This is a genomic window from Bremerella cremea (assembly GCF_003335505.1).
GTDB lineage: Bacteria > Planctomycetota > Planctomycetia > Pirellulales > Pirellulaceae > Bremerella > Bremerella cremea_A.
Window position 1 is genome coordinate 293045 of record NZ_QPEX01000010.1, and the last position, 24364, is coordinate 317408.

At 53.5% G+C, this 24364-nt stretch carries 19 protein-coding genes; 6 read left to right on the top strand and 13 right to left on the bottom strand.

Annotated features, from left to right (window positions below; genetic code table 11):
- Positions 1–28: 28 nt before the first annotated feature.
- The 6 genes from DTL42_RS02540 to DTL42_RS02565 all read right to left on the bottom strand — a co-directional run bounded on the left by DTL42_RS02540 (position 29) and on the right by DTL42_RS02565 (position 8314).
- Positions 29–1837 carry a CRTAC1 family protein gene (locus tag DTL42_RS02540; protein WP_114367119.1) on the bottom strand — a complete coding sequence of 603 codons (1809 nt, stop codon included), beginning with the start codon at positions 1835–1837 and terminating at the stop codon, positions 29–31.
- Positions 1838–1847: 10 nt separating this feature from the next.
- Positions 1848–3224: a tetratricopeptide repeat protein gene (locus DTL42_RS02545; protein ID WP_147274137.1), complete on the bottom strand. Its 1377-nt coding sequence runs from the start codon at positions 3222–3224 to the stop codon at positions 1848–1850.
- Between the two features lie 101 nt (positions 3225–3325).
- The gene (locus DTL42_RS02550; protein WP_114367121.1) at positions 3326–3811 is read right to left on the bottom strand and encodes a carboxypeptidase-like regulatory domain-containing protein; all 486 of its coding nucleotides are present in this window, start codon (positions 3809–3811) and stop codon (positions 3326–3328) included.
- A gap of 60 nt (positions 3812–3871) precedes the next feature.
- On the bottom strand, positions 3872–4981 hold the full coding sequence (locus DTL42_RS02555; protein WP_114367122.1) for a DUF1559 domain-containing protein: 1110 nt from the start codon (positions 4979–4981) through the stop codon (positions 3872–3874).
- A gap of 103 nt (positions 4982–5084) precedes the next feature.
- Positions 5085–6929 carry a CRTAC1 family protein gene (locus DTL42_RS02560; protein ID WP_114367123.1) on the bottom strand — a complete coding sequence of 615 codons (1845 nt, stop codon included), beginning with the start codon at positions 6927–6929 and terminating at the stop codon, positions 5085–5087.
- On the bottom strand, positions 6929–8314 hold the full coding sequence (locus DTL42_RS02565) for a tetratricopeptide repeat protein (protein ID WP_114367971.1): 1386 nt from the start codon (positions 8312–8314) through the stop codon (positions 6929–6931). Before DTL42_RS02565 ends, DTL42_RS02560 begins: the two co-directional genes overlap by 1 nt.
- A gap of 478 nt (positions 8315–8792) precedes the next feature.
- Here DTL42_RS02565 and coxB point away from each other — a divergent pair, with 478 nt between their 5' ends.
- The 6 genes from coxB to DTL42_RS02595 are packed head-to-tail and all read left to right on the top strand — an operon-like array spanning position 8793 to position 14978.
- Entirely contained in the window at positions 8793–9749 is a 957-nt protein-coding gene (gene coxB, locus DTL42_RS02570; RefSeq protein WP_114367124.1) for a cytochrome c oxidase subunit II, read from the top strand.
- 2 nt (positions 9750–9751) lie between these two features.
- Positions 9752–11977 (top strand): cytochrome c oxidase subunit I, encoded by a 2226-nt coding sequence (gene ctaD, locus DTL42_RS02575; protein ID WP_114367125.1) that lies wholly within the window; start codon positions 9752–9754, stop codon positions 11975–11977.
- Positions 11974–12804: a cytochrome c oxidase assembly protein gene (locus DTL42_RS02580; protein WP_158545201.1), complete on the top strand. Its 831-nt coding sequence runs from the start codon at positions 11974–11976 to the stop codon at positions 12802–12804. The genes ctaD and DTL42_RS02580 overlap by 4 nt, the downstream gene beginning before the upstream one ends.
- Entirely contained in the window at positions 12801–13025 is a 225-nt protein-coding gene (locus DTL42_RS02585; RefSeq protein ID WP_114367127.1) for a hypothetical protein, read from the top strand. Before DTL42_RS02580 ends, DTL42_RS02585 begins: the two co-directional genes overlap by 4 nt.
- Positions 13026–13038: 13 nt before the next feature.
- Positions 13039–13566, top strand: coding sequence for a ubiquinol-cytochrome c reductase iron-sulfur subunit (locus DTL42_RS02590; protein ID WP_114367128.1), 528 nt, complete (start codon positions 13039–13041; stop codon positions 13564–13566).
- Positions 13566–14978 (top strand): cytochrome b N-terminal domain-containing protein, encoded by a 1413-nt coding sequence (locus DTL42_RS02595; protein WP_114367129.1) that lies wholly within the window; start codon positions 13566–13568, stop codon positions 14976–14978. The genes DTL42_RS02590 and DTL42_RS02595 overlap by 1 nt, the downstream gene beginning before the upstream one ends.
- 35 nt (positions 14979–15013) lie before the next feature.
- On the opposite strand, the gene DTL42_RS02600 is transcribed toward DTL42_RS02595, so the two are convergent.
- The 7 genes from DTL42_RS02600 to DTL42_RS02630 all read right to left on the bottom strand — a co-directional run bounded on the left by DTL42_RS02600 (position 15014) and on the right by DTL42_RS02630 (position 24308).
- Positions 15014–15925, bottom strand: a complete 912-nt coding sequence (locus DTL42_RS02600; protein WP_234824047.1) for a dihydrodipicolinate synthase family protein — start codon at positions 15923–15925, stop codon at positions 15014–15016.
- Positions 15926–15956: 31 nt separating this feature from the next.
- Positions 15957–17687 (bottom strand): L-arabinonate dehydratase, encoded by a 1731-nt coding sequence (gene araD, locus DTL42_RS02605; protein WP_114367973.1) that lies wholly within the window; start codon positions 17685–17687, stop codon positions 15957–15959.
- 58 nt (positions 17688–17745) lie between these two features.
- Positions 17746–19410, bottom strand: coding sequence for a GntP family permease (locus tag DTL42_RS02610; RefSeq protein ID WP_114367130.1), 1665 nt, complete (start codon positions 19408–19410; stop codon positions 17746–17748).
- A 205-nt stretch (positions 19411–19615) separates the two neighbouring features.
- On the bottom strand, positions 19616–20752 hold the full coding sequence (locus DTL42_RS02615) for a dihydrodipicolinate synthase family protein (protein WP_234824048.1): 1137 nt from the start codon (positions 20750–20752) through the stop codon (positions 19616–19618).
- A complete protein-coding gene (locus tag DTL42_RS02620) occupies positions 20739–21785 on the bottom strand; it encodes an NAD-dependent epimerase/dehydratase family protein (RefSeq protein WP_114367131.1) in 1047 nt (348 codons plus the stop codon). The genes DTL42_RS02615 and DTL42_RS02620 overlap by 14 nt, the downstream gene beginning before the upstream one ends.
- A 60-nt stretch (positions 21786–21845) precedes the next feature.
- On the bottom strand, positions 21846–23219 hold the full coding sequence (locus tag DTL42_RS02625; RefSeq protein WP_114367132.1) for a sodium:calcium antiporter: 1374 nt from the start codon (positions 23217–23219) through the stop codon (positions 21846–21848).
- A gap of 357 nt (positions 23220–23576) precedes the next feature.
- The gene (locus DTL42_RS02630) at positions 23577–24308 is read right to left on the bottom strand and encodes a YebC/PmpR family DNA-binding transcriptional regulator (RefSeq protein ID WP_114367133.1); all 732 of its coding nucleotides are present in this window, start codon (positions 24306–24308) and stop codon (positions 23577–23579) included.
- Positions 24309–24364 lie beyond the last annotated feature (56 nt).

Consider the following 24364-nt stretch of genomic DNA (forward strand, 5'->3'; position numbering starts at 1 on the left):
AATCCAACGATGGGGCGTGTTGTTGTCTTTAATCTTTCGGATCGGCTGGTGGAGCCAACCCCTGCTTCAACGCGAGACACTCTCCCCCTTCGCGAATTAGTAAAAACTTTGCGGCGGGAGGGTCTTCGATGACATCTTCTTTGCCACTTGGCCATCGCACACGAATACGCTGCAGCGTGGCGTCACCTAAGCCAAAATGGACTCGATTGCCGTAGCTCGATTGATAACCGCGTCCACGGCGCATTTCCGCTTGCTGCTCGCCTGCGGAGGTCTCTAGTACGATCTTTGCCCCGACACCATCGCGATTTGATTCTCGACCGAGTAATGCGATCTGCACGCTGTTAGCGGGTGACTTGAGCTCGTTCCGAATAAGCGTGGGCGCGGCATTCGCGTTGAGGATCACGGCATCAATATCGCCATCGTTGTCCAAGTCGTCGAAGGCGGCACCTTTACTCGATTCCAGAATGGCCATGGCTGAGCCACTGCGAGAAGAGACGTCGGTAAATCTTCCCGAACCATTGTTTTCAAGGTAAGCGTTCGGGACGCGAACGGCTGTCCGGTCATCCACATTCCGGGCATTCACCCAAAAGTGGCCGCACGCCACAAAAATGTCTTCGTCTGTATCGTTATCGAAATCGGCAAACGTTGTTCCCCATTTTACATGGGGCAACGTACTAGATCCACTTCCGCTAGGTTTCGACATATCCTGGAACATGCCGTCCCCCATATTTTGATACAACGTCGACATTTCGCCGCTGAAGGTGGTCATGTAGAAATCGAATTTGCCATCTCGATTAAAATCCCCCACGTCGACTCCCATGCTTCCGTTTGCATTTCCGCTGCTGTCGTATGCGGTACCAGCCAGAAGAGCGACTTCTTTGAAATGGCCTGAACCATCATTCTGAAACAAGAAGTTCGCTGCGTAATCGCCGCAGACAAAGACGTCGACGTCTCCATCGTCATCGTAATCGCTGGCTACAATTCCCATGCTCGGGCCGGCGACTAAGCCGATCCCCGATTCACGGCTGATATCGGTGAACGTCCCATCCCCATTGTTGCGGAACAAAACGTCAGGCACGGGATTATAAGATTTTGGCCCGGTAGAGAACTCTAAATCGCCGATCTTATCGACAATATTGTTTTCGTAGGTGAAATCGACATAGTTGCCGACATACAAATCGAGGTCGCCATCTCCTTCAATATCCAGCATAGCGACACCGGCTCCTACTTTGTTGCACTGCGTGCCAGTTTCTGCCGTAACATCCGTGAATGTCCCATCGCCGTTGTTGCGGTAGAAAACATTGGGCCCGAAGTTGTTGATATAGATATCTTGGTCGCCGTCGTTATCGTAGTCGCCGGTGACTACGCCTAACCCGTACCCCGTGTCACCTACCCCGGCACTATCGGTGACGTCCGTGAATGTCCAGTCACCGTTGTTACGGTAAAGGGCATTTCTAGGAGGCGAATCAAAGCGGGAGCCAGGGTTAGGCGCACTGTTGAGGAAATAGATGTCAACCAAGCCATCGCCATCAAAGTCAAACGTAGCCAGCCCAGCCACCACCGTCTGCACGATATAACGGCTCCCCCCTTTGCCGTCAGTATGGATGAAGTCGATCCCACTCGCTTCGGTCACATCGACGAACTCTGCCTTGCCAGTAGGCGTGGGCGTGATGTTAACCGGGGAATAATCATCACCAGCCAAAGAAGCCGTTTCCGAATTGGAAAGTGCTGGCTCAGATTGCTGATCGACGTTTGCTTCTGCAGGAGTGGCATCGTAGCGCGCATGGCAGCCACTGATTACCATTGCCAACAAGAACAAAAGCAGGATCTGTCGCATGATTTCCGATCTATTTCAACGCAGGCTCATCCCCTAAGGGAGAGGACTTCATCAGTTGTTCGATCTGCCGGTCTGCCTCGGCTTGGCGGCGAGGGTCTCCCAAGTTGGCATACACCACCGACAGGATTTCGTATGCCTGCACGGTTGGCTTCAATTCAATGCTCTTTTCTGCGAGTTGTCGCGCCTTCTCAAAGTTCCCCTCTTCTAGAAAAAATGCAGCCAACGCCGTCACCACAATTGGTGAATTCGGCATTCGTTGGTAAGCGATCAGTAAAGCCTTTTTTCCGCCTGGGGCATCTCCGGCCAGAAATGCAAGTTTGGATAGATTGATAAAATTCAAAGGATTATCAGGTTCAATCTCGATCAATCGGCGTTGAGCCTGATACGCATCGGCAAAACGCTCTTGCCGATAGAGAACTTTGGACAAAGTGCTATAAACAATGCCACTAGTGGGATTTATTTCTGCCGCTCGCAGAGCGATCTTGGTTGCTTGCTTTGCATCGCCTTGGTCTAAAGTGAACTCGGCTGCCTGTGCGAGTGTTAAAGCGACAAGTTTACGCAGCGAACGTTCGTAATTTGCTTCAAATTCGCTGGCCCCCGGCTTCCCTTCTGGCCGCAGGTCTTTGGAAATCTTTAAGTGCTGATCGGCAAGTTCTACATTACCCAGGCGGCGATCAACGTTCGAGAGGATAAAGTGCAGCGATCCATTCGCTGGGTGTTGTTCGATTCCTCTTTCGCATAAAGCTTTGGCCGACGACAACTCGCCTCGTTGAAGTTCGATTTCTGCTGCCGTTTGCAATAAACGTCCATCGTACGGAAACCACTTGAGGGCTTCGAGCGACACTTGCGCGGCTTGATCGAGTTTGCCCGTCTGCTGAAGCCCACGAGCAAGTTCGATCGATAGCTGCAAATTGGCAGGATGACTTGGTAACAATTTCTCAAGTCGATCGACGGCGTCTTGGGGACGACCTTCCTCAATGGCAACGCTTGCCAGTCCCGTTTGCGCATCAATCGATTGAGGGTCTAGCTGAAGAGCCGTTTGCCAGTGCGATTGGGCTTCTTCATAGCGATAGGTTTGTTGAGCGAACTCGGCCGCAATTTTATGAGGTGCAGCCGCATTGGGATAGTTCGCAATGAACTGGTTGTTGAAATCCTGAATTTCTTGACGCATATCCTCTACGGAAATCGAGACCGCTTCTTCTGGCAGCTCAATCTGCGCGGCCGTAACGACACTCGTATCCGCAGGCAAATTGGACGACGAGGTGGGGTAATATCGAGCCACCGCCAAGACGACAAACACAGTGACGACAATGATCACACCGTAAACCACATAGCTGGTCTGTGATGCGAGTCCTGGCGTCGTGGATTTATTGCGACGTTGGGCCAAAACGATAAGCCTGAGAAAAGGAAAGAGGCGAAGAAAAACAGACTGCGATCGTTGACCGCAGTCTGTCAGGAAACTCGCTAGTTGCCCGTCTAAACGTTAGGTTAGGGCATTTTGCCATCTGATGTCAGCGGCAAATCAATCGTGTTGCTCCCGCTGGTAACTTCATAGACCAATTCGGTCTTGGAGTTGTAGACCGCTGGGAGTTTCTCGTTCGTCTTGGCATTGTTATAGTCCGCCTGACGAGATTGCATCACCTCGGCGTAACGGGGATCATCCGAGGGGATGTCCTCCATCGTTTGCGTTTGAACTTCGGGGGTCGAGGTAATCGACACCTTATGCTTGCCAATGACGGCGCCAGCTTGGTCGATATAGGCCAAGTTGTAGACACCTTCTTCGTTGGTCATTGCCGAGGATGATCGTCGACCATCCTCGGGTACAAAAGAAACAATCGCATTCGGTAACGGCTTGCCGTCCAAGGTGACCTTCCCCGTGACTTTACCCAGGGAAGGGCCACTCTCGCCACAGCCAACGATCATCGCCAAGCCGAGTAGAAACGCGAAAGAGAAATGCTGTATACGTAAACTCATTATTGACTACGCTCCTGCACGGCAGAGAAGATCTGCAGTGGTATGACGGGGAAACGAGGACTATGGCACCGAAACGGCTTCACCACCGTTACGACTACCGAGAGCACCCCAAACACCATAATCGGATTGGCCACTAGGCGTAGCAACGCTGTCGGCGGCTTGATTGCCCGTATTGATGTTCTCGGTGATGAACTGGACCGATCCGTCTGCCATACAGACGTTACCGCCGCCAGGATGCCAGCTGGACAGAGTTCCCATGTGCTCGTTACCATCCACGCCGCCCCATTGACAACTAGGACCATTAGGGCCAACCATCGTGGCAAAACCAACGAAGTAGGGTCGACCATCCCAAGCACGCCCAGTATGAGGACGGAACTCGGCACGCACATCACCGGTCAATTGCTTGGTGGTCACATCGTAGCGAGCCGAGCATGCTTGTGGGTTCCAACTCCGCATGTTCAGAGCCACCCCACCGCGTAAAGAACGCGCCCCGCCAGATCCAGCAATTTCACCCAACATCACCGTGTTCGAAAGACCATCGGTAATGCTGGCCAATCCCAACTTACGATCGATCTGAAAAATGCCCCGATTGTCTCGGTTTTGATTCGTAGGAACAAAATGATTCTGGTGATAGTCGTCTCCAACGCAAGCCTTGTAGTTCAACAGAGCGGGACTCTCGGCGCGATTCGGCGGAGGGCTATCGGATGGACAAGTAAAGCCATTGATGTCGACTTGCCAGTTTTGCTTCTCCCAAGTGTCGGTTTGGGATGTACTCCACGGTGATGGCAGGCTTGAGCTTTTTGCACGAACTTGCATGTTGTCATACAGTGCGTTTTGCTCGAGGTAGGGCAAGACGTAGATCGTCCATGCATAGATACGATTTCCACCCCAGTTCCCATCGACTGCTTGATTTCCCAAAGGGGGCAATTTACCGAATGTGTCGTGTCGGGTGTGCATCGTCAAACCAAGCTGTTTGAGATTGTTTGTACACTCCATGCGACGTGCTGCTTCACGAGCTTGCTGAACTGCGGGTAGGAGTAATGCAATCAAAACTCCAATAATGGCAATGACTACCAGCAATTCAACTAAGGTAAACCCACGACTAGATCGCCGTCTTACCATTTCACTTCTCCCTGAGAGAAAAGGTGGACCTGAAAAGTACCTTTGCATGAGGCAAACAAAGGCAAACAAGAAAAGACAATTATTTTTTTATATTACACACAACACCATAAGGTGGCAATACCACGCGTAATATTGTAACAAAAGTTGTTAATTACCCCTTGCCCCTTTCTAGGGTTATTTTTTTATTTTCCCTGTCCAATTTCTGCTGAAAAACCTCCTTTTTACCATCCGGCCAGCGCACCTCGATTTGATCAATTTTCTCACGAGTCCCTAGCCCGAACGTAAGACGTCGGCCGTGGTCTCCTTGAAAGCTTCGTCCGCTATAGATCTCAGCAACCTGTTTGAGATCGCCAGAGACGACGCTCACCCGGCTCCCAACTCCAAAGTGATTTCCGAGCGTGTCGTGTAGCTGGATTTGGATTGAGGTGTTGGACCTCTTGGAATCGTTTCGCAAGATGGTGGGAGAAGTCGTCGAATTCAGGATGACAGCATCCACATCCCCATCATTGTCCAAATCGTCGAATGCTGCCCCCCGGCTACTTTCGACAACCGCCAAGCCATTTCCTGCGGTTTCTGATATGTCTGTGAACGTTCCGTCACCATTGTTCATTAACAGATAGTTACGTACCCGCTTGGCGGTTCGATCGTCAATCCGTTCGATCTCGTCAAAGTGACCGCACGCCACAAAAAGGTCCAGATCGCCATCGTTGTCAAAGTCGACCAGGCCGGTTCCCCAGTGAACGTGAGGAAAGAGCTCGTTGGTAATCTGAGCTGTGCTGGTTGCATCCTCAAACAAACCGTTGCCGAGATTACGGTAGAGTACCGGCATTTCCGATTGCCAGTCGGTCAAAAAAATGTCGATATGCCCGTCGTTGTCGTAGTCGCCACAATCGACCCCCATACTGGCGTTCTTCTTGCCATCGAAATCGTAGGCAACACCGGTCAGAATTGCCACCTCCTTGAATTTCCCCGTGCCATCGTTCTGCCACAAATAATTCGGGGTGTTATCGTTGCAGACGAAAACATCCAGGTCACCATCTTCGTCGTAGTCGGTTGCCATGATCGCCATCGACGGCCCGCGAGCGGTCGCGATGCCTGATTCTTCTGTCACGTCCGAGAAGGTTCCATCTCCGTTGTTCCGATAAAGCGTGTCGGCAACCGCTTGATAATACTGAGGCCCGGCCTGAAAAAAGTGCCCTTCGATTTCAATCGGAACGTGATTCTCGTACGTGAAATCGACGTAATTGCCCACGTAAAGATCAAGGTCACCATCTCGGTCCATATCAAAGAAGCAAACCCCAGCTCCGAATCGATCGGCGTTCCCTGTGCCGGTCTCTTGCGTGACGTTGGTGAAAGTTCCGTCACCGTTATTCCGGTAAAAGACGTTCGGTCCAAAGTTGTTGATATAGAGGTCTTCGTCGCCGTCGTTGTCGTAATCGGCAGCGGCAACACCCATTCCATGTCCGGTGTCCCCTACCCCGGCGGTTTCCGTGACGTCGGTGAATGTCCAGTCTCCGTTATTTCGATACAACGCATTCTTCGGTGGGGTTTCTAGATTGGTTCCCTTCAACGCACCACCGTTGAGAAAATAAATATCAATGAACCCATCTAAGTCGTAGTCGAAAAGGGCCACTCCTCCGGTCGAAGCCTCAACAATATAGCCTTGGCCACTTCCTCCATCGTTGTGAACAAACGTAATTCCCGTCGATTCGGTCACGTCTGTCAGTTGAATTCCGTGCTCGACATTTTGAACTTTATTGTTGGTCGCAATAAACGGGACACGATCACGGTCTGGGGCATCTTCCTTTTCTGGAATAACTGGCGTGTTCCACTGATTTTGCAGGCCCACATCCTGGTCGAGTCTTGCCAATTGCTGATCCGCACTTGGCAAAGGAACTGCGGGCCCACCTACGGACATCGGAGGCTCGGCTTTCTGTTCACAGCCGCTGACAACCGTCAGGATGGCAATAGCCCAAACATGTTTCGTCCTACGCATCACTGCGGACTTTCCGAAGAAACTTGTTGACGCTCGATTTTCTGCGCTTCCTCTAGTGCGGCAATCGCGTTCGATTCGTCTCCCATCTGCTGACAAATCGTAGCCAGCAAGCGAAAACCACTTGCGGTCGGTTGACGCAATAAGGCTTCTTGGGTGTACCAGCGGGCACGATTAAGATCGCTTCCTTCTAAGTGAAATTGGGCCAATGCCAAGTAAGGCTCTGGAGTATTAGGACTGATCGAGACGGTGAATTTCAACGCTGCCTCTGCCGAAGGGCGGTCGCCACAACTCTGCGCTGCGGCGGCTAGTTTCAAATGATTGGCCAAATCGAATGGGGCTAGGTCAACTATTCGTTGTCGAACCACACGTTCTTCTGCCGCTAAGCCTGCGTCGTGATAAAGTTCGGCCAGCACCTGGCAGCCAACGAAATTAGCGGGATCGAGAGCCAATGCCCGTAATAAAAGCTGTTCTGCGGCGAGGGAATTTCCCATCCGGATTTGAACCGAGGCCGCTTCGATCAACGTATTGAGCGCCGCTTGGTGTGCTTCGGCTAAAGAGAGCGTCTGAAAACGCTGCCGAGCGTCGATATCATCTCCTCCGTTCTTGTCGCTTACCAAGGCTCGATATTTTTGGGCATCTTCTTCTTTCCCCTGCTGTGCCAACGCATTGGCTAACGAGGTATACGCAGCTGCCGACTCGTGCCCCATCTCAAGCGATTTCTTGAGGCTCGCTTCTGCTTCTGGCAGTTTACGTTGACGTAATTGAGCCTGCCCCAAAACCATCCAGAGCGCCGCCAGATTGGGAGTCTTCTCGATAGCCTGTTTAATCACTTTTTCGGCTTCATCTGCTTTGCCCGTCTTATTTAACGCGACCCCTAAGTGATGCATTAAGTCAGGCGAAGTAACTCCCGCTTTGTAGGCTTTTCGCAGCGTTTCAGCCGCCAATTCGCTATCTCCACGATCCATCGCCACAGCGGCAAAATTAATGTAATAACGCGGATCTAGAGGATCCAAAGCGATGCACTGTTTCCAAAGCTCTTCCGCCTCCGCCGATTGGCTAAACTGAGCCGACATCATTGCTGCAACATGCAAAGCTTCTGCCCGATCGGGGTAGTTTTGCCGTAAGCGGTTGGCAACAAATTCGGCTTCCGCCCGCAGTTGATCTTTGTTGGCCGGCATTGCTCTGGTCGGCAAGGTGATGCTTGGCTGCGGGGGGAGCGTTTGCTTGACCATCTCAGCAATCGCTTTGTCATCAAGCGAATCTTCGACAGCTACGGTTTCGGCTGTCTCTTCAGGCGGCTGAGGAACCGCAATGAGATAAGAAATCCCTATCGCGGATGCGATGCACAGTAAAAAGAGAAACGCCCATTTCAGCAGCTGAACCATCGCAGACGGTTGCGCAGCCCTCGTTCTGGGCAAGTCGTCCCGTTTTTGCGCACCGCTAGCGTCATCCACTGCAAGTATTCCAGACCGCGAAGAAAACTTGTGATGAGATATTGAGATAAGTTACGACCGAGGACAGGCCTCAAGGATCGTAAGATGAAATTATTATTGTTTTTTCATTGCGCGATATCAACCCTTCCTTTGGTTAAAAGTGACACCATGAGAGAAGTAGATGTATTAGTGAAAGCCAAGGGATGGAAAAATAGAGAATACACGAAGGACAGGAGGACTATCGACGGTTTCTGCTAACGCCCCTTCATGAACAATCAACCAGGCTTACCCAGTTTTATTTCTCGCTGGCAACATCTCTAATTTTTTGGGCCAGAAAAGTGTTTGAAAGGTTTTACGGCAGGCAGGGTCCAACGTACAATCGGCGAAACTTGGATGGAACTCTAGCACTGCAACATGGAGCCACAGCACGATGCCGTCGACGTTTCCCGTATTTGACCCTGCATCTCCTCAGGCGGAGTCGATACGAGATCTGTTTGTTCAGGTACTCTTCATAAGTGCGGCCATCTTCGCGATCGTTTCAGGCTTAATCTGTATTGCATTGGTAAAGTTTCGTGAGAGCGAGACATTGCCTGCCCAGGACTTCGGCAGCCACAAAAAAGAGATCGCTTGGATCTTAGGCCCCGTAATTGTGGTGATTTGGATTGCCGCGATCAGCATCAAACTGGTTCTGACGGTCAATGCCCTGCCCCCTCAGTACGCCAAAGGCGAATCAGCCTCCGACAACGATGTCGACATCTTCATCACTGGTCATCAATGGTGGTGGGAAGTTGATTACGCTGATTCTGGGATCGTTTCGGCCAACGAAATCCACATTCCCACAGGGAAGAAACTACGCGTTAAATTGCAGTCGCATGACGTGATTCATTCTTTTTGGGTGCCACAACTTTCCCGCAAGATGGATGCCATTCCAGGCCACTCCAACTACATCTGGCTCGAAGCTAATTCGCCGGGCGTTTATCAGGGCCGTTGTGCAGAATACTGCGGCACACAGCATGCTTGGATGAACTTTCAAGTCATTGCCCACGACCCCGCCGACTTCGCCAGTTGGCAACAGAAAGAACAAAAGGTTGCCCCAACACCTACCACCGGGCAAGCTGCAGCTGGGGCCGAACTGTTTATGAAGCTGACCTGTTCGCAATGCCATGCGATTGAAGGAACGGATGCGAAGGAAGACTTTGCCCCGAACCTAACCCATCTGGCCAGTCGGCGGGAACTTGCCGCTGGGGCGATCGCTTATTCCCCCGAAAATCTTCGCACTTGGCTGGCCAACCCGCAGGCGATCAAACCTGGCTGCAAGATGCCCAACTTCAAACTTAGTGACGAGCATCTCGATCAGCTTGTCGCCTACCTGGAGACCTTGCGTTGAGTATGCCGTTGGTGAAAACCTCTGAAACCGCTCCCGATGAAGCGACGCCGGCCTACGAGACCTTACTCTCGTGGGTGAGTACGGTCGATCACAAGCGGATCGGCATTCTCTATATCTGCACAGCCACGTTTTTTCTGGCGGTGGGTGGGTTGGAAGCGATGCTGATGCGTTTTCAGCTATTGCTGCCGCGAAACGATTTCATTTCGCCCGATTTCTTCAACCAGATGTTTACCATGCACGGCACCACCATGGTTTTTCTGGTGGGAATGCCGGTGCTGGTTGGGTTTGCCAACTATTTTGTCCCCTTGATGATCGGTGCCCGCGATGTCGCTTTTCCACGGCTCAATGCGATGAGCTATTGGATGTTGCCGATGGGGGGCATTCTGCTTTACTTCAGCTTCTTTACCGGCAAAGCCCCCGACGCTGGCTGGTTCAGCTATGCCCCTTTGTCGACCAAGCCGTACAACTTGATGGTTGCCCAAGACTATTGGATTATTGGGCTGCTTTGCTTGGGCGTGGGTTCGGTTGCGAGTTCGATCAATATCTTTGTCACCGTGCTAAGCCTCCGTGCCCCGGGGATGAGTCTGCAGCGGGTACCGCTTTTCGTTTGGATGAGCTTCATGATGGCAATCCTTACGATTTTGGCGCTGCCGGCGCTCAATGCGGCCCTGGCCATGTTATTGATTGATCGCTGGCTGGGTGCGGCCTTTTTCGAACCGGCTCGCGGTGGTTCGGCCGTTCTTTGGCAACACTTCTTTTGGGTGTTTGGGCATCCCGAAGTGTATATCTTGATCTTGCCAGCGTTCGGCATGATTTCGGAAGTGATCCCTGTTTTCTCGCGGAAACCGATTTACGGTTACTCCTTTGTGGCCGTCTCGAGTGCGGTGATCGTGCTGTTGAGTTACGGCGTTTGGGCCCATCATATGTTCGCCGTAGGGCTGGGTATGGGGGCTGATATTTTCTTTGCCATTGGGTCGCTGCTAATTGCCTTGCCAACCGGCGTGAAGATCTTTAACTGGACTGCCACGATGTGGGGTGGTTCCATTCGCCTTACCACGGCGATGCTGTTTGCGGTCGCCTTCCTCCTGGAATTCGTCATCGGTGGGCTTTCAGGCGTGATGTTCGCAGCCGTGCCGATCGACTGGCAGTTGACCGACAGTTACTTCGTGGTTGCTCACTTTCATTATGTGCTGATTGGCGGCACAGTCTTCGGCGTTTTTGCGGCGACCTTTTATTGGTTCCCCAAAATGACCGGGCGGATGCTCAGCGAAAAGCTTGGCAAGTGGCAGTTCTGGCTTTGGGTGTGCGGTTTAAATGCCACCTTCATGTCTCAGCACTTGCTCGGCGTCATGGGCATGACGCGACGCGTGTACACCTATGACGCGAATCCCGGCTGGATGGCGTTGAACATCATCGCCACCTTAGGGGCTGTGCTGATGGCTGGCGGCACCTTGATTTTGTTATGGAACATTTGGATCAGCCTGCGGAATGGGGAAGTTGCGGGCAACAACCCTTGGAATGCCTTCACCTTGGAATGGGCCACCACGTCGCCTCCGCCAGTCGAAAACTTTGAAACCATCCCAGAAGTCAAAAGCCGACGCCCGGTTTGGGATATGGATCAGCCAGAGCATGCTGATTGGAAGGTCGAGAAATCGCCACGTGACTCTGGCCGACGCCCCGATAAGATGACCTCCTGTGCGTGGGCATTCATCGCCTCGGAAGGTGTGTTCTTTCTGTTGCTGTTAGTCTCGTATGTGGTTTTCAACGCTCGGGCAGGCGAAGGGCCTACCTCGTCCAGCGCGCTCGACGTAACCCGGACCGGGGCGTTCACGTTTTGCCTGTTGGCGAGCAGCGTTACGTTTTGGTTTGCGGAACTCGCCTTGAAAGCAGGTAAGCAGGCCCACTTCCGTCGCTGGCTAACGTTGACGATTGCCCTGGGTTTCGTTTTTATCGCTGGTCAGGCTTGGGAATATATTGGGCTTTTGCGCAGCGATATTACCATCGACGTGAATCTATTCGCCGCCACATTCTTTACCGTGACCGGTTTTCATGGAATGCACGTAATCGCTGGTTTGATTACGCTTTCGATCGTATTGACCCTCGCGTACAAGAATGTCTTTACCCAAGATCGCACCAATGTTTTGCGAGCCGTAGGCGTTTATTGGCACTTTGTTGACGTGGTCTGGATTATCGTATTTTCAATCGTCTACCTGGGGTATCTACAGTGACGTCATTCGTCTTTCACGAATCGCTCTGGCACTGGTCCTCACTGGTTTGGCTAGTGGTATTACCAGCTCTCTTGGCGACGCTTTGGTGGCGACCGGGCACCGCTTTGCGGACGGGGTTTCGGTTGATCGCACTATCGATTTTGCTGTTGGCGTTTGTCTCGCCCATTGGTGTGTTGGCCAATGGTTATTTGTTTAGTGCCCACATGGTGCAGCACTTGCTTCTGCTGCTGGTCATTCCGCTGTTTCTCTTGCTTAGCCTGCCTCAAGAGGCAACGGCGGCTGTTTTTCAACGGCCCGGCATGAAGACCATCGAACACCTGTTGGCGATTCCGATGCTGGGTTGGTGCTGTGGCCTCGGGGCGATGTGGTTTTGGCATGTGCCGTCGCTGTGCAGTGCCGCCACCGAAAATAGTTTGGTAGGGCTGATTCGCAATATCAGCTTCCTAGTCGCAGGCATCGCGTTTTGGTGGCCGATCTATTCCCCCTTGCAGCGATATCGACTTGATCCGTTGATGGGCATTGTTTACTTGTTTTCGGCCTGCCTTGGCTGCACGCTGCTGGGAATTTACATTACCTTCACGCCGGTGACGGTTTGCCCAGCGTTTGCGAATCCCGCAGATCGGGTTGGAATTCTGACCGCGCTTTACAAGGCCGGCTTTACGCCAAGTATCGATCAGCAGTTAGGCGGGCTGCTGATGTGGGTTCCTCCTTGTTCGCTTTATATTTTGGTGATTATCAGCGTCATGTGTCGCTGGTATACCCATGCGGAAACCTCCTCCGATCATCAACCTTCGCCCACTAGTGAGTTACCGAAGGCAACCGCATGAACGACAGCGAAAAACAAGTAACCGCCGACAACGAAACGCCGGCAACCACGGTCGAGGAAGCAGCACCGCCCCGCCCAACCTATGCCCCTGCCGGGATGGCCCTGGGTATCATGATGCTGCTGTGGGGCGTGACTACCATGTGGATCATGTCGATCGCAGGTCTGGGAGTGATGATCTGGTCGCTGTGGACCTGGATGAACGAGATCCGGTTAGAAAGTTGAAAGGGAAGCATTCGTGAGTGAAAGTGCAGACTCGCCGGAAGCGAGTGCCGAAGATAATCGCCGTAGTTTTCTCGCCCGTCTGAGCGTGATCGTTTCGTCGGTAATCGGAGCTGCGATTACCCTACCTGGCATCGGCTTCGTACTGGCTCCGGTTTTCAAGCGTGAACCAGGTAAGTGGCAACGGCTGGGCAAGGTCGATTCGTACGACGTCGGCAAAACGGTCAGCGTCGAGTTCAAGAACGCCTCGGTCCGCGAGTGGGCAGGCGTTACGGCGTTAACCGGCGCTTGGCTGCGACGTGTTTCCCAAGAAGAATTTATCGCTTTCTCGATCAACTGCCGCCATCTTGGTTGCCCGGTCAATTGGATCGAAGACGCATCGCTGTTTATGTGTCCTTGTCATGGCGGTGTCTACTATTCCGATGGCGACGTCGCCGCTGGCCCCCCTCCCGAACCGTTGGCTCGCTACCAAGTACGGGTCCGCAAAGGCTTCGTCGAGATCGAGACTTCTCCTGTTCCTTTGACCACCAACGATCAGGTTTAATGATGATCGCTCAGATCTGGAAATGGATCGACGATCGGAGCGGATACTCCGACGTGGTCAAACCGATGCTAGAACATATCGTCCCGAGCGATGCTCGCTGGTGGTATGTCTTTGGCAGTGCAACCTTGTGCGCGTTCATCGTGCAGGTTCTCAGTGGTATTGCCCTGGCCATGGTCTATGTGCCTGGCGGCGACGCGGCTTACGAAAGCCTGAAGTACATCACCAACGACGCGACGATGGGCTACATGGTGCGGGGCATGCACTACTATGGCGCTACGGCCATGGTCATGCTGGCCGTAATCCACATGACCCAGGTCTTTTTGCATGCGTCGTATAAGTACCCGCGCGAAATGAACTGGATGAGCGGGGTGGTACTGCTTTTTGTCGTCCTTGGGATGGCTTTTACTGGGCAGCTTTTACGCTGGGATGCCAACGGGGTTTGGTCCGTGATGGTCGCCTCGGAAATGGCTGGTCGTGTTCCTTTTATTGGGGCGTATATCGCGCATTTCCTGCTTGGCGGAGAGACGGTCGGAGGTTCGACGCTGAGCCGTTTCTTTGCGATTCACGTCTTCATTCTGCCAGGCTTGATCTTCGCGGGGATTGGTCTCCACATGTGGCTGATCTTGCGGCATGGTATTTCAGAAATGCCCAAGGTCGATCAACCGGTCGATCCGGAAACTTACAAAGAGAAGTACGAAGCCCGCCTCGAAAAGACAGGCGTTCCCTTCTGGCCGGTTGCCATGTGGCGAGATGTGCTTTTCTCGGCGGCGATGGTGGCCGTAATCTTGTTTTGCTCGCTCTTTCTTGGCCCACCAACGCTGGGGCCTCCGCCTGACCCGGCTTATATCCATGCCAACCCGATGCCGGACTGGTACTTCTGGTGGTACTTTGCCGTGCTTTCGATGTTGCCCCCAGAACTAGAAACCTATGTGATTCTGGGAATGCCAGTGTTGGGCTTGGTGATTCTGTTTATCTTGCCGCTGTTATCCAATCGCGGACACCGTGTTCCCTCGAAACGTCCTTGGGCGGTGGGCACGGTCATCTTCGGAGCCACTGCGTTCGTGGTGCTGACGATCTATGGGTATCGCAAACCCTGGTCGCCAGACTTTGCGGTGAAACCTTTACCGGCGAACTTGGTCAACAGCAACGATCCGCACATCCAGAAAGGTGCGCAGTTGGTGCATGATAAGGGCTGCTTGTATTGCCACAACATTGATGGCCACGGAGGATTTCGTGGCCCAGTGTTGACCTATATAGGCGACCGTTTGGATCGAGGAGAACTGGTCATCCGGATCACCAACGGTGGCTACAACATGCCCTCCTTCGCCGCATCGTTATCGGCGGAAGAGATGCAGGAGATCGTCGACTTCCTGCTTACTCGCACCGAACCGAAACCGGTCGATGCGAAGTAACAGGGCTGGCAACATCAAACGCAGACAACCACCACCTATGCAGATTGCTTGATCTGCTGCAGAGCAGCGGCGATTTGCTCTTGGATGGCTGCGTCCGGTTCGGAAAGCAGCGGCGAAATCGGACCGGTTTGGGCAATGCCAGCCAGTTGGGTGGCGCGGTGTAGAATGCTTATCGGTCCCAAGTTGTCGCGTAAGCGCTCTAGCGGAATAAACCGTTCCCGAATCGCTTCTGCCTGGTCCCAGTTACCGGCCTGAATCGCTTGTAGCAAATCGGTGGAAAGCTGAGGGAACACGCAGCCACAGCCGGTCGTGAAACCACCCAGGCCAAAATGCCGCATGTGTACGATTGCCGGTTGATCGCCTAGCCCGCTCAAAATCAGGCTCGGGTCGATCTTCTCGGTCAGCGCTTTGAGGTAGTCGTCCTGCATGTAATCTTCACGCACAACGGCATACTTAATTGCCGAGATCATTCCATCGTTGACCAGCGCGGTGGCATCGTCCACGGTTACCACGCCGCCAAACTTCAAATACAGCACAACCGGCTTGCCAAGTCGCTTGACCAGGTTTCGTACCCCAGTGCAAAAACCTGCCGAGGTGACAATGTCGCGTTGGGGCAAAACCATCGCGGTTGGAAACGCGAAGTCTTTTAAAATCTCGGCTTGATCGAGCATCGTTCCATAAGCCGGACCAATTGCCGGAATCACCAACGAGGTGTCTGCCGCGAGTTCGCTGATCATCTCCAACGCCGTACGATATTCGGCCAGCGTCAGATGATAAAAGATTGCGTTGCCACCATAGAGAAGTGTCGAGATGCCTCCCTGCTCGATGTGACGAATAAGCTTCGCATTCTCTGCTTTATCGAGTGAACCGTCCGCAGCGCGTGCCAGCGAAGGCACCGCCCACACAGAACGAGAAATGGTTGCCGCCGATAATGGTTCCGTATCCATAGCCAATGAAGGTCCCTTGGTGAAAGCAATCTCAGTAAATATCAGGGTCTGGCGTCTGTGCGCCATGATGGAGAAAGTCAAAGTCACAACCGGCGTCGGCCTGGGTGACATGCTTAAGGAACATCGCACCATAGCCACGCTGATAGCGCGCCGGAGGAGGTGTCCAAGCCGCTTTTCGCTGAGCCAGTTCGTTTTCGTCGACTAGCAAACGCAAGCTGCGCTGCTCGACGTTCAGTTCGATTAAGTCGCCAGTTTGCACCAAGGCCAACGGCCCGCCGACTGCCGCTTCAGGAGCCACGTGCAAGATGCATGTTCCGTAGCTGGTACCGCTCATACGAGCATCCGAAATTCGGACCAGGTCGCGTACCCCTTGTTTGAGCAAATGATCAGGAATGGGCAACATCCCCCACTCAGGAAAGCCAGGTCCACCTTGGGGGCCTGCGTTCCGCAAGATCAACACGCTATCGGCGGTGATTCCTGCGTCCGGGTCGTTGAGTTTCGCTTTAAGATCGCCGTAGTTGTCAAACACGACCGCAGGGCCGGTATGATTCAACAGCCGAGGTGAGGCTGCGGTTGGCTTTACGACACATCCTGCCGGAGCCAGATTGCCACGCAAAACAAACGTGCCGCCACTTTCAGAAATCGGATTGTCGACCGAGCGGATAATGTCCGTATCAATCACTTCAGCTCCGGCGATGTTGTCGCCAATCGTACAGCCGTTGACCGTGCGGCACGATCGATCGATGTGCGTGCCTAACTGTTCCAACAGTGCCCTCAAGCCGCCTGCATCGAAGAAGTCTTCCATCAAAAACTTCCCGGCTGGACGCACGTTGGCCAAGACTGGGGTCGTTCTCGATAATTCGTCGAACCGTTCCAGCGTCAAAGGAATTCCGGCTCTTCGTGCCATAGCGATAATATGCACAATCGCATTCGTCGAGCCTCCGATTGCCATGCTGGTGACAATTGCGTTGTCGAAAGAAGCTTCGGTTAAGATGTCGGCAGGGCGTAAGTTCTCTTTCGCCATCTCAACGGCTCGTCGGCCGGATGCCACGGCCAAGCGGGCATGTTCGGAGATAACCGCTGGTACTGAAGATGCCCCTGGCAAGGTCATTCCCATCGACTCGGCAATTGCTGCCATGGTCGATGCCGTTCCCATCGTCATGCAGGTACCTGCCGAGCGGGCGATGCAATTCTCGATCTCGCCCCAAGATTCATCGCACAGGTTACCGGCGCGGCGTTCGTCCCAATATTTCCAGGCATCGCTGCCACTTCCTAGTGTTTGATCTTTCCACCGCGCCTTCAACATCGGGCCGGCAGGTAGAAAGATAGCAGGACGATTGGCCGAGATCGCTCCCATGATCATCGCCGGGACCGTCTTATCGCAGCCCCCCATCAACACAGCGGCGTCGATCGGGTGACAGCGTAAAACCTCCTCCGTCTCCATCGCCAGTAAATTGCGATAGAGCATCGTCGTAGGCTTCATCATCATCTCGCCGAGCGACATCACCGGGATCTCAACCGGAAAACCGCCCATCTGCCAGATACCCCGCTTAACCTCTTTCACACGCTCAGGAAAGTGCGAATGGCAGGTGTTCAGGTCGCTCCACGTATTTAAGATCGCGATGACAGGCTTACCACGAAAATCTTGATCGTCGTACCCCATTCCTTTCAACCGCGAGCGATGCCCAAAACCGCGCAGGCTATCGGGATCGAACCAGCGGCTACTTGGTAATTCGGGATTCTGTGACGGTTCAGAAGTCATGAGCAACCAGAAGGATGGGGGGGGAAGGCAAGCAGGAAGGACCATGGCTCATCGATCATCATGATGAAACCATGGGAAGAAACATAGCAAAAACTACGGTAGCCAGGAACGACACAAAGCCCATGATGGTCAGCAATACCGAAAACGTCTGCAATGTCTCTCGTTCCGTAAAACCACTCATGCGGCTAATCACCCAAAACCCGCTATCGTTCATCCATGGCAGCGGTTTCGACCCACAACCGATCGCCAATGCCAGATAAACCGGATGAAATGGGAGGCCGATCTGATTGGCTACCGGAACAACAATTCCGATCGCGGTAATCATGGCCACCGTGGCCGATCCCTGAATCACACGAATGATCATGGTGATCAAGAACGCCGTCACCAATAGGCCGATTCCACCGGCAGAGGCAGGCAAAGCATGCGCGATGGTCGTGCCGATATTTGTCTGGCGAATCATCTCGCCAAAGGCCCCGCCAGCACAAGTGATCAGTACGACAACCCCTCCGTCAGCCAACGCTTTCTGCACCGACTTCCCTAGCCCAACCCAAGTCATGCCTGGCTTGCCCACCAACGTGAGCATGGCAAGGACGGCCCCTAAGGAAAGGGCGATATTCTTGTCTCCCAGAAATGAGATTACCATGTCCACAATCCCAATTTCACCCCCTGCATTTCCCTGGGTGACGGCCTCATAAACCGTTTTCATCGCCAGCAGGACAATCGGTACGAAGACCGGTAATATCGAAATAACAAAGCTGGGGAGTTTGTCTTGGTCCGACCATTCACTGGGTGTTCCCTCGGCTAGGCTGGATACACGCAAGGGAATCGTCCAGGTGCGGTTCGCCCACAACATATAAAAATAGCCAGCGACGACACCCCAAAAGCCAACCGCAATACCGCCAAGCACCATCTGGCCAATTTCAACGTTCAATTCTGTGGCAACAAACAACGGACCTGGGGTGGGTGGCACCAGCGAATGGGCCAGCGTTCCGCCAACGATAATCGCCATCACGTATTTCAAATAGTCGCGACCGGTTCGCTTGGCCATCGCTTGCGCCAGGGGCAGCATCAAAAAGAAGACCGTGTCAAAAAAGACCGGAATGGCCAGCACAAAGCTGCTGATCACAAACGCCAGCGTGGTCCAGCGCTCCCCCATTGCCCGACGAATACTCAGCACGATCCGCTCGGCAGAACCGCTCGCGAGCAGGCATTGGCCAATGATCGAGGCCATGGCGATTAGAATGCCGATCTTCTCGAACGTCTTCCCCAAAGCACTCGCCACGCGATTGATCGCACTGCTGCTGGCTTGCTTCTGTGCTTGATCGTATTTGGTCTGGGCTACCAGCCACGAATTTTCAACATCCAGATCGCTTGGCAAGGACTCGCCCAGTATCGCCACCGATCCATCCTCGGTTTTGTCGAAGCGTTCCACCCAAATCAGCATTGGCCCCAAGTTCTGCTTGGTGGCGTCGGTCGCATCCAGCAGGAAGTAAGCCCCTGGCTTCGTTCCCAAGTCTTTTCCCACTTCCGCCAAACTCAGCCGATCGCCAACGGCGGCAGCAACCGAGGCGGTACTGTGCTGCAACGTGCTATCCGAAATCGCTTCTGGCAAAGTGGCAGCGGCCACGACTAAGGCGCCAAAGAACAGCGCCAGAAAGGCATGCAAGCGGAGAAAAAGGACACCGCACAGGACGATCAGCATGCCCAATAAAATTGCGATCATCTTGAGGAAGGCCTATTCAGTTCAAAGAGGGATGGGGCGAGCAATCAGGTGGGAAATTGCCGAGAGAACGTCTTGGCGACCTTCAGAAAAGGGGCGCGTCACCATCGTTCAGAAAAGGAAGCAAACACTGATAGTGACGAGCTAGACTCAGCAATCGCCTTCTAAGGGTAGCAGAAGCCACCACGACAAGCAATCGGCAAGCACTTTACGCCAGCCACTGGTCGAGATGTTCCGCCACAAACGGGTCGTCATTCAAATGAGGATAAGTGGCTCGTACACGATCGATTTCCTCTTGCTGCCCTGGCGAAAGCTGTTCGCGAGGGTCGAGGAAGATCAAATTCTGTAGCAGCCCCTGTTCTTTCAGAACGTAATGAATTCCCGCGATGCAGCCAGCAAACTGATTGCGGACGTCAAACAACGCTGCATTGCACTCCGTAACCTGAGCCGCAAGCTGTAAGAGTTGGGGATACAAAGCTGCGTTGTCTCGCGCAGCGTGGCATTGACGAAGTTGCTCGACCGCTTTTTGGGTCCAACAGGCCCAATGCCCTAGTAGCCCTCCCACGATGCGCAGGGGAATTGTCTTCGCTTTGCTGGCGATTTCAAAAGGGGTAAGCAGATCGCAAATGATGTTGTCGTCGTTGCCGGTGTAAAGCGCGATTTCGTCTGCTCGTCCCGAATCGGCAACCCCGCGCAACACATCCAACGTTTGGTAGCGGTTGAACGGGGCCATTTTGATACCGACCAAATTCGGAATCTCTGCCAGGCGTCGCCAGAACCCCTGCGACAATTCGCGCCCACCAACCGCCGTTTGCATATAGAACCCGAAAATCGGTATTACGTCGGCGATGGCTGCACAATGGGCAATCAACTGGTCATCGTTTGCCTGCGGTAGTGCGGCCAGTGAAATCATTCCGACATGGTACCCCAAATCTCGAGCCAATTTGGCTTCCGCCATCGCCTGAGCCGTTTCGCCGCATAGACCAGAAATGAGAACCGTCTTGCTTGCCGTTCGCTCGTCATGCTCTTGGGCAGTTATCGCGGCCAGCTCAAGCATGGGCTGAAACAAGCCATGTTCCGGTCGACGAATTGCGAACTGCGAGGTATGCGAGCCAACCGCCAAACCCTTGGCGCCTGCGGCTAGATAATATCGCGAAAGAGCTCGTTGCCTTCGTTCGTCCAGTTTGCGGTTGACGGTCAGGGCTAACGGGTGGGCGGGAATCACGATGCCAGAACGAAGCGTCTGGTGAACCCAAGCCGGAGGAAGGAAGCGGGCATCGCAAGGTGTCGCCTCGGTTGTCGCAGGTGGATTCGCTTGGCTTTCTGGCGAGTTAGAACTTCCCATCGCGCACCTCGAAATGGGTGGGCTTATTCAATAGGCGACCCTTTTGGCGCAACCAATCGGCAGTCCAGCGAATCATGGTTTCGGTCGATATCTGCGGAGCACCAAGGAGATCACAGCACTTAGCTGAATTGCTTAGCAGGGCGGACTCGGTCTCTTCCCCGGTGAACTGAACCGGACGTTCCAGCAAACGTGCGAACTCGTTGGCGATTGCTCGCACCGATAGCGTTTCCTGACCGGTCAAATTCAGCAAACAGTGTGGGCTCTCGGCGGTACCTAGCGCGCGAATAATTGCATCGTTCGCATCCCCTTGCCAAATGCAATTCAAGTAGCCGTTACGCAAGTCAACCGGTTCGCCAGAGAACACGCGCAGACCGATATCGGTCAAAACGCCGTACCGCAAATCGACCGCATAGTTCAGCCGCATCAGGGTTACCGGCGTTCCGTTGCAGGTAGAGAAATATTGAAACACCCGCTCGCGTCCCAAGGCCGCATTGGCGTACTCGCCGACAGGACCGATTGGCCCATCTTCGGTTGCTCCGCCGGAGGCGACCGGGACAAATGGATACACGTTGCCAGTCGAAAGAGCCACGAACCGTGAACCAGCAAACCGCTGCATCACCTGGCTGCTGGCAACGGTATTAATTGCCCATGTAAAGGCAGGATTTTGGCTGGTCCCAAACTTGGTGCCGACCATATACAGCACGTTCGCGGCATCGGGAATCGCTTCCACCGCGTTCCGATCAAGCAAGTCTGCCGCATGTGTTACGACGCCACGATCGTCAAGCCACTGCCGCGATGTTGTGTCGGAAAAGCGGCTGACGGCGATGACCGACGCCGGGCTTCCTGCCGCGTCGATGGCACGTTTGGCTCGCACGGCCAACGAAGGCCCCATCTTTCCCCCTGCCCCGAGAACGAGAAGATCGCCCGATAGCGTACGAACAAATTCAATTAGTTCGCTGCTAGGCGTCGTCAGCCAATCGTCCAGTTGCTGCTCGTCGGCAATGGTCTGGGGAATCTGTGGGAAGGATGACATCGAAACAGAACTCCCTGAAGAAGATACGCTTGGCTGAAAAAGGGATGAATCGGCGAAACGTCAGGCAAACAAAATTCCCAGTGAACCCAACACGGCGTAAGCAATAAAAAGACCATACAGCCCACACAGGATAAGCGACTTGCGGAAGGTCAATTGGCGATTGTGCCACATGATTGCCAAGGTGATGCCGGTAAGCACAAACAAACTAATGCGTAGCCCAACCAGCCCGGCAATCGGTTCACCATCTTGGGTCAACATAACGGGGCCCCAGCCTACCAAGTACGAATTGACAAGCAACGGCACCGAAAGGCAAATGCAGATGTCGAAGATATTCGAGCCAAACGCATTGGATACCGCCCCTGAATCATCACCACGCATGGCCGATCCGATCGAAAGGAAGGTATCCGGCACACTTGAAGCAGCCGCCGCCAAAATCACAGCCACAAAAAATGTTGGCACACCCAGCGTGTGAGCCGTCTCACGGGTTACGTCCACCAGAAAGTAACAAGCTCCGGCGGCAACGGCGGTGCTCGTTACGAGAATCAAGCACGCTGTAATTCCATTCAAAGGGATTTCGACGAACCCGAACAATGCTCCAGCACCTTCCGGGACTTCCTCGACCTCTTCGTCTCCTTCGACTTGCCCCGATTTAATTTCATCGCGGATCTTATCCACTAGCAACGGATGAACCTTGTGGTCCTCTTTCAATAAGTCCGAGACAACCGTCGCCGTCGCAGTTTCCAGACCGTGAGAGTTGAAATAATGGGCGAGATATTTAACCCGGCGACGGTAGATCATCGTATCTCGGTAGAGCTGGCCGATGTAAATAAAGTACATGCCAATCAACACTAAACCCATCCACCAATACATCACATTTTGATACAGGAACACGAGCAGCGCCATTTCGCAGATCAAAAACCATACTCCGTCGCGTGCCAACACTTCGTCTTCGACATCGATGGTAGGCCGTGATCTACGGTAGTAGGCAATCGTCATGGTCACGATCGCCGGAATCAGAATCATGTTATAGACGGCACTTCCGGCGCACGTGGCAATGGTGGCGCCAAATCCTTCCGCGCCAGCTGCTTCCACGGCGGCGACGTTGCTCATATCGACCGAGGCAATCGCCAGGACCACGAAGAAGATGCCGCTGAACAATTCCGGCAAGCTGCTGGCTATCGCGTCGAGCGTGGCTCCACGGACCGAGCCGGGGATTCCCAGGGTCGTACCGACCCACTGAGCGGCGTCGGCAAAGGGATCGCAGGCCTGCCAGATGACAATCGAGATCACGACGACCGCCAAGAGCAAAAAGGGCAGTTCCCAGTGGACGAGCCAAAAAAGAACCAGTAAGGCGGTCGCGATAAGCGCTACGGCTACTCCGTACCAATCCCCTCCTTCGCCGTCTCCTTTTTCCACCACCACGTTCTCAGCCATTTTGTTGTCATTTCATGAGATAGAAATAGAAAGCGACAGGTTTTATTGCTGTCTGCACACGGATACCAACATGGCGGCTAGTCGATTTGCCACGTATTTCGAGGCCTCCGCGGATCGCCCGACGGGATTGCCTCTGCAGCAGTCCATCGGTCAACGCGAGGACAGTATAGGAGCGGACAAATGCCCCAGCAAGTGAGTTAAGAACTTACCACGCTTGTTGAAAGCAGGTCTTCGATATTCTCGATTCGAAAGACCGATACCGCGTGCTTTTGCATCAGGAGCGACCCTAACACAAACGCCGGCTGCGAAGGAGCCGGCGAGATGGAAAGCCTTTGCACACCATGGTGCCTAAGGCGACTACGCATCGGGTAGTTGAGCGTTGTGATAAACGTGCTGCACGTCTTCACAATCGTGGAGCATATCGAGAAACTTCTCGAATGCCTCAGCATCGTCACCAGTTAGTTCGGTGTTCGACTGAGGGACGAACGCGATTTCCTGGGCATCGAATTCGGTATCTGGATTGAGTTCCAGCAGGGCCTGTTTGGCTTTGAAAAAGTCGCTGGATGCTGCGAAAACGGTCAGTTGGCCATCTTCTTCTTCAACGTCGTCCACGTTGACGTCTGCTTCAAGCATGGCTTCCAGGATTTGATCTGGGTCGTGATCGCCTTGCTTGAACGAGAAAACCGCCAGGTGATCGAACAGGTGACCAACCGAGCCGGCCATGCCCAGCTTCGCGCCGCTTTTATTAAAACAGTTGCGTACGTCGGTAATGGTTCGATTGGGATTATCTGTCAGGCAATCGACGATTACGGAAGTTCCACCAGGGCCGAAGCCTTCATAGCGAGATTCGGAGTAGTCCTCGCCCCCTGTCCCTTTGGCCTTTTCAATCGCTTTTTCGATAACGTGGGCCGGCACCTGTTCTCGCTTGGCTTTTTCCATCATGCTCTTCAGCCCCGGATTTACCTCCGGATCAGGCACGCCGTTTTTCGCGGCCACGTACAGCATTTTGCCGTACTTCGAGTAGAGCTTAGATTTCTGAGCCGCCGTCTTGGCGATCGAATGCTTCCGGTTTTCGAAACTTCTTCCCATGCGAGTGATCTACTGGTTGTTTCAAGGGTGATGAAGGACTTTGTGCACAAGTAAAG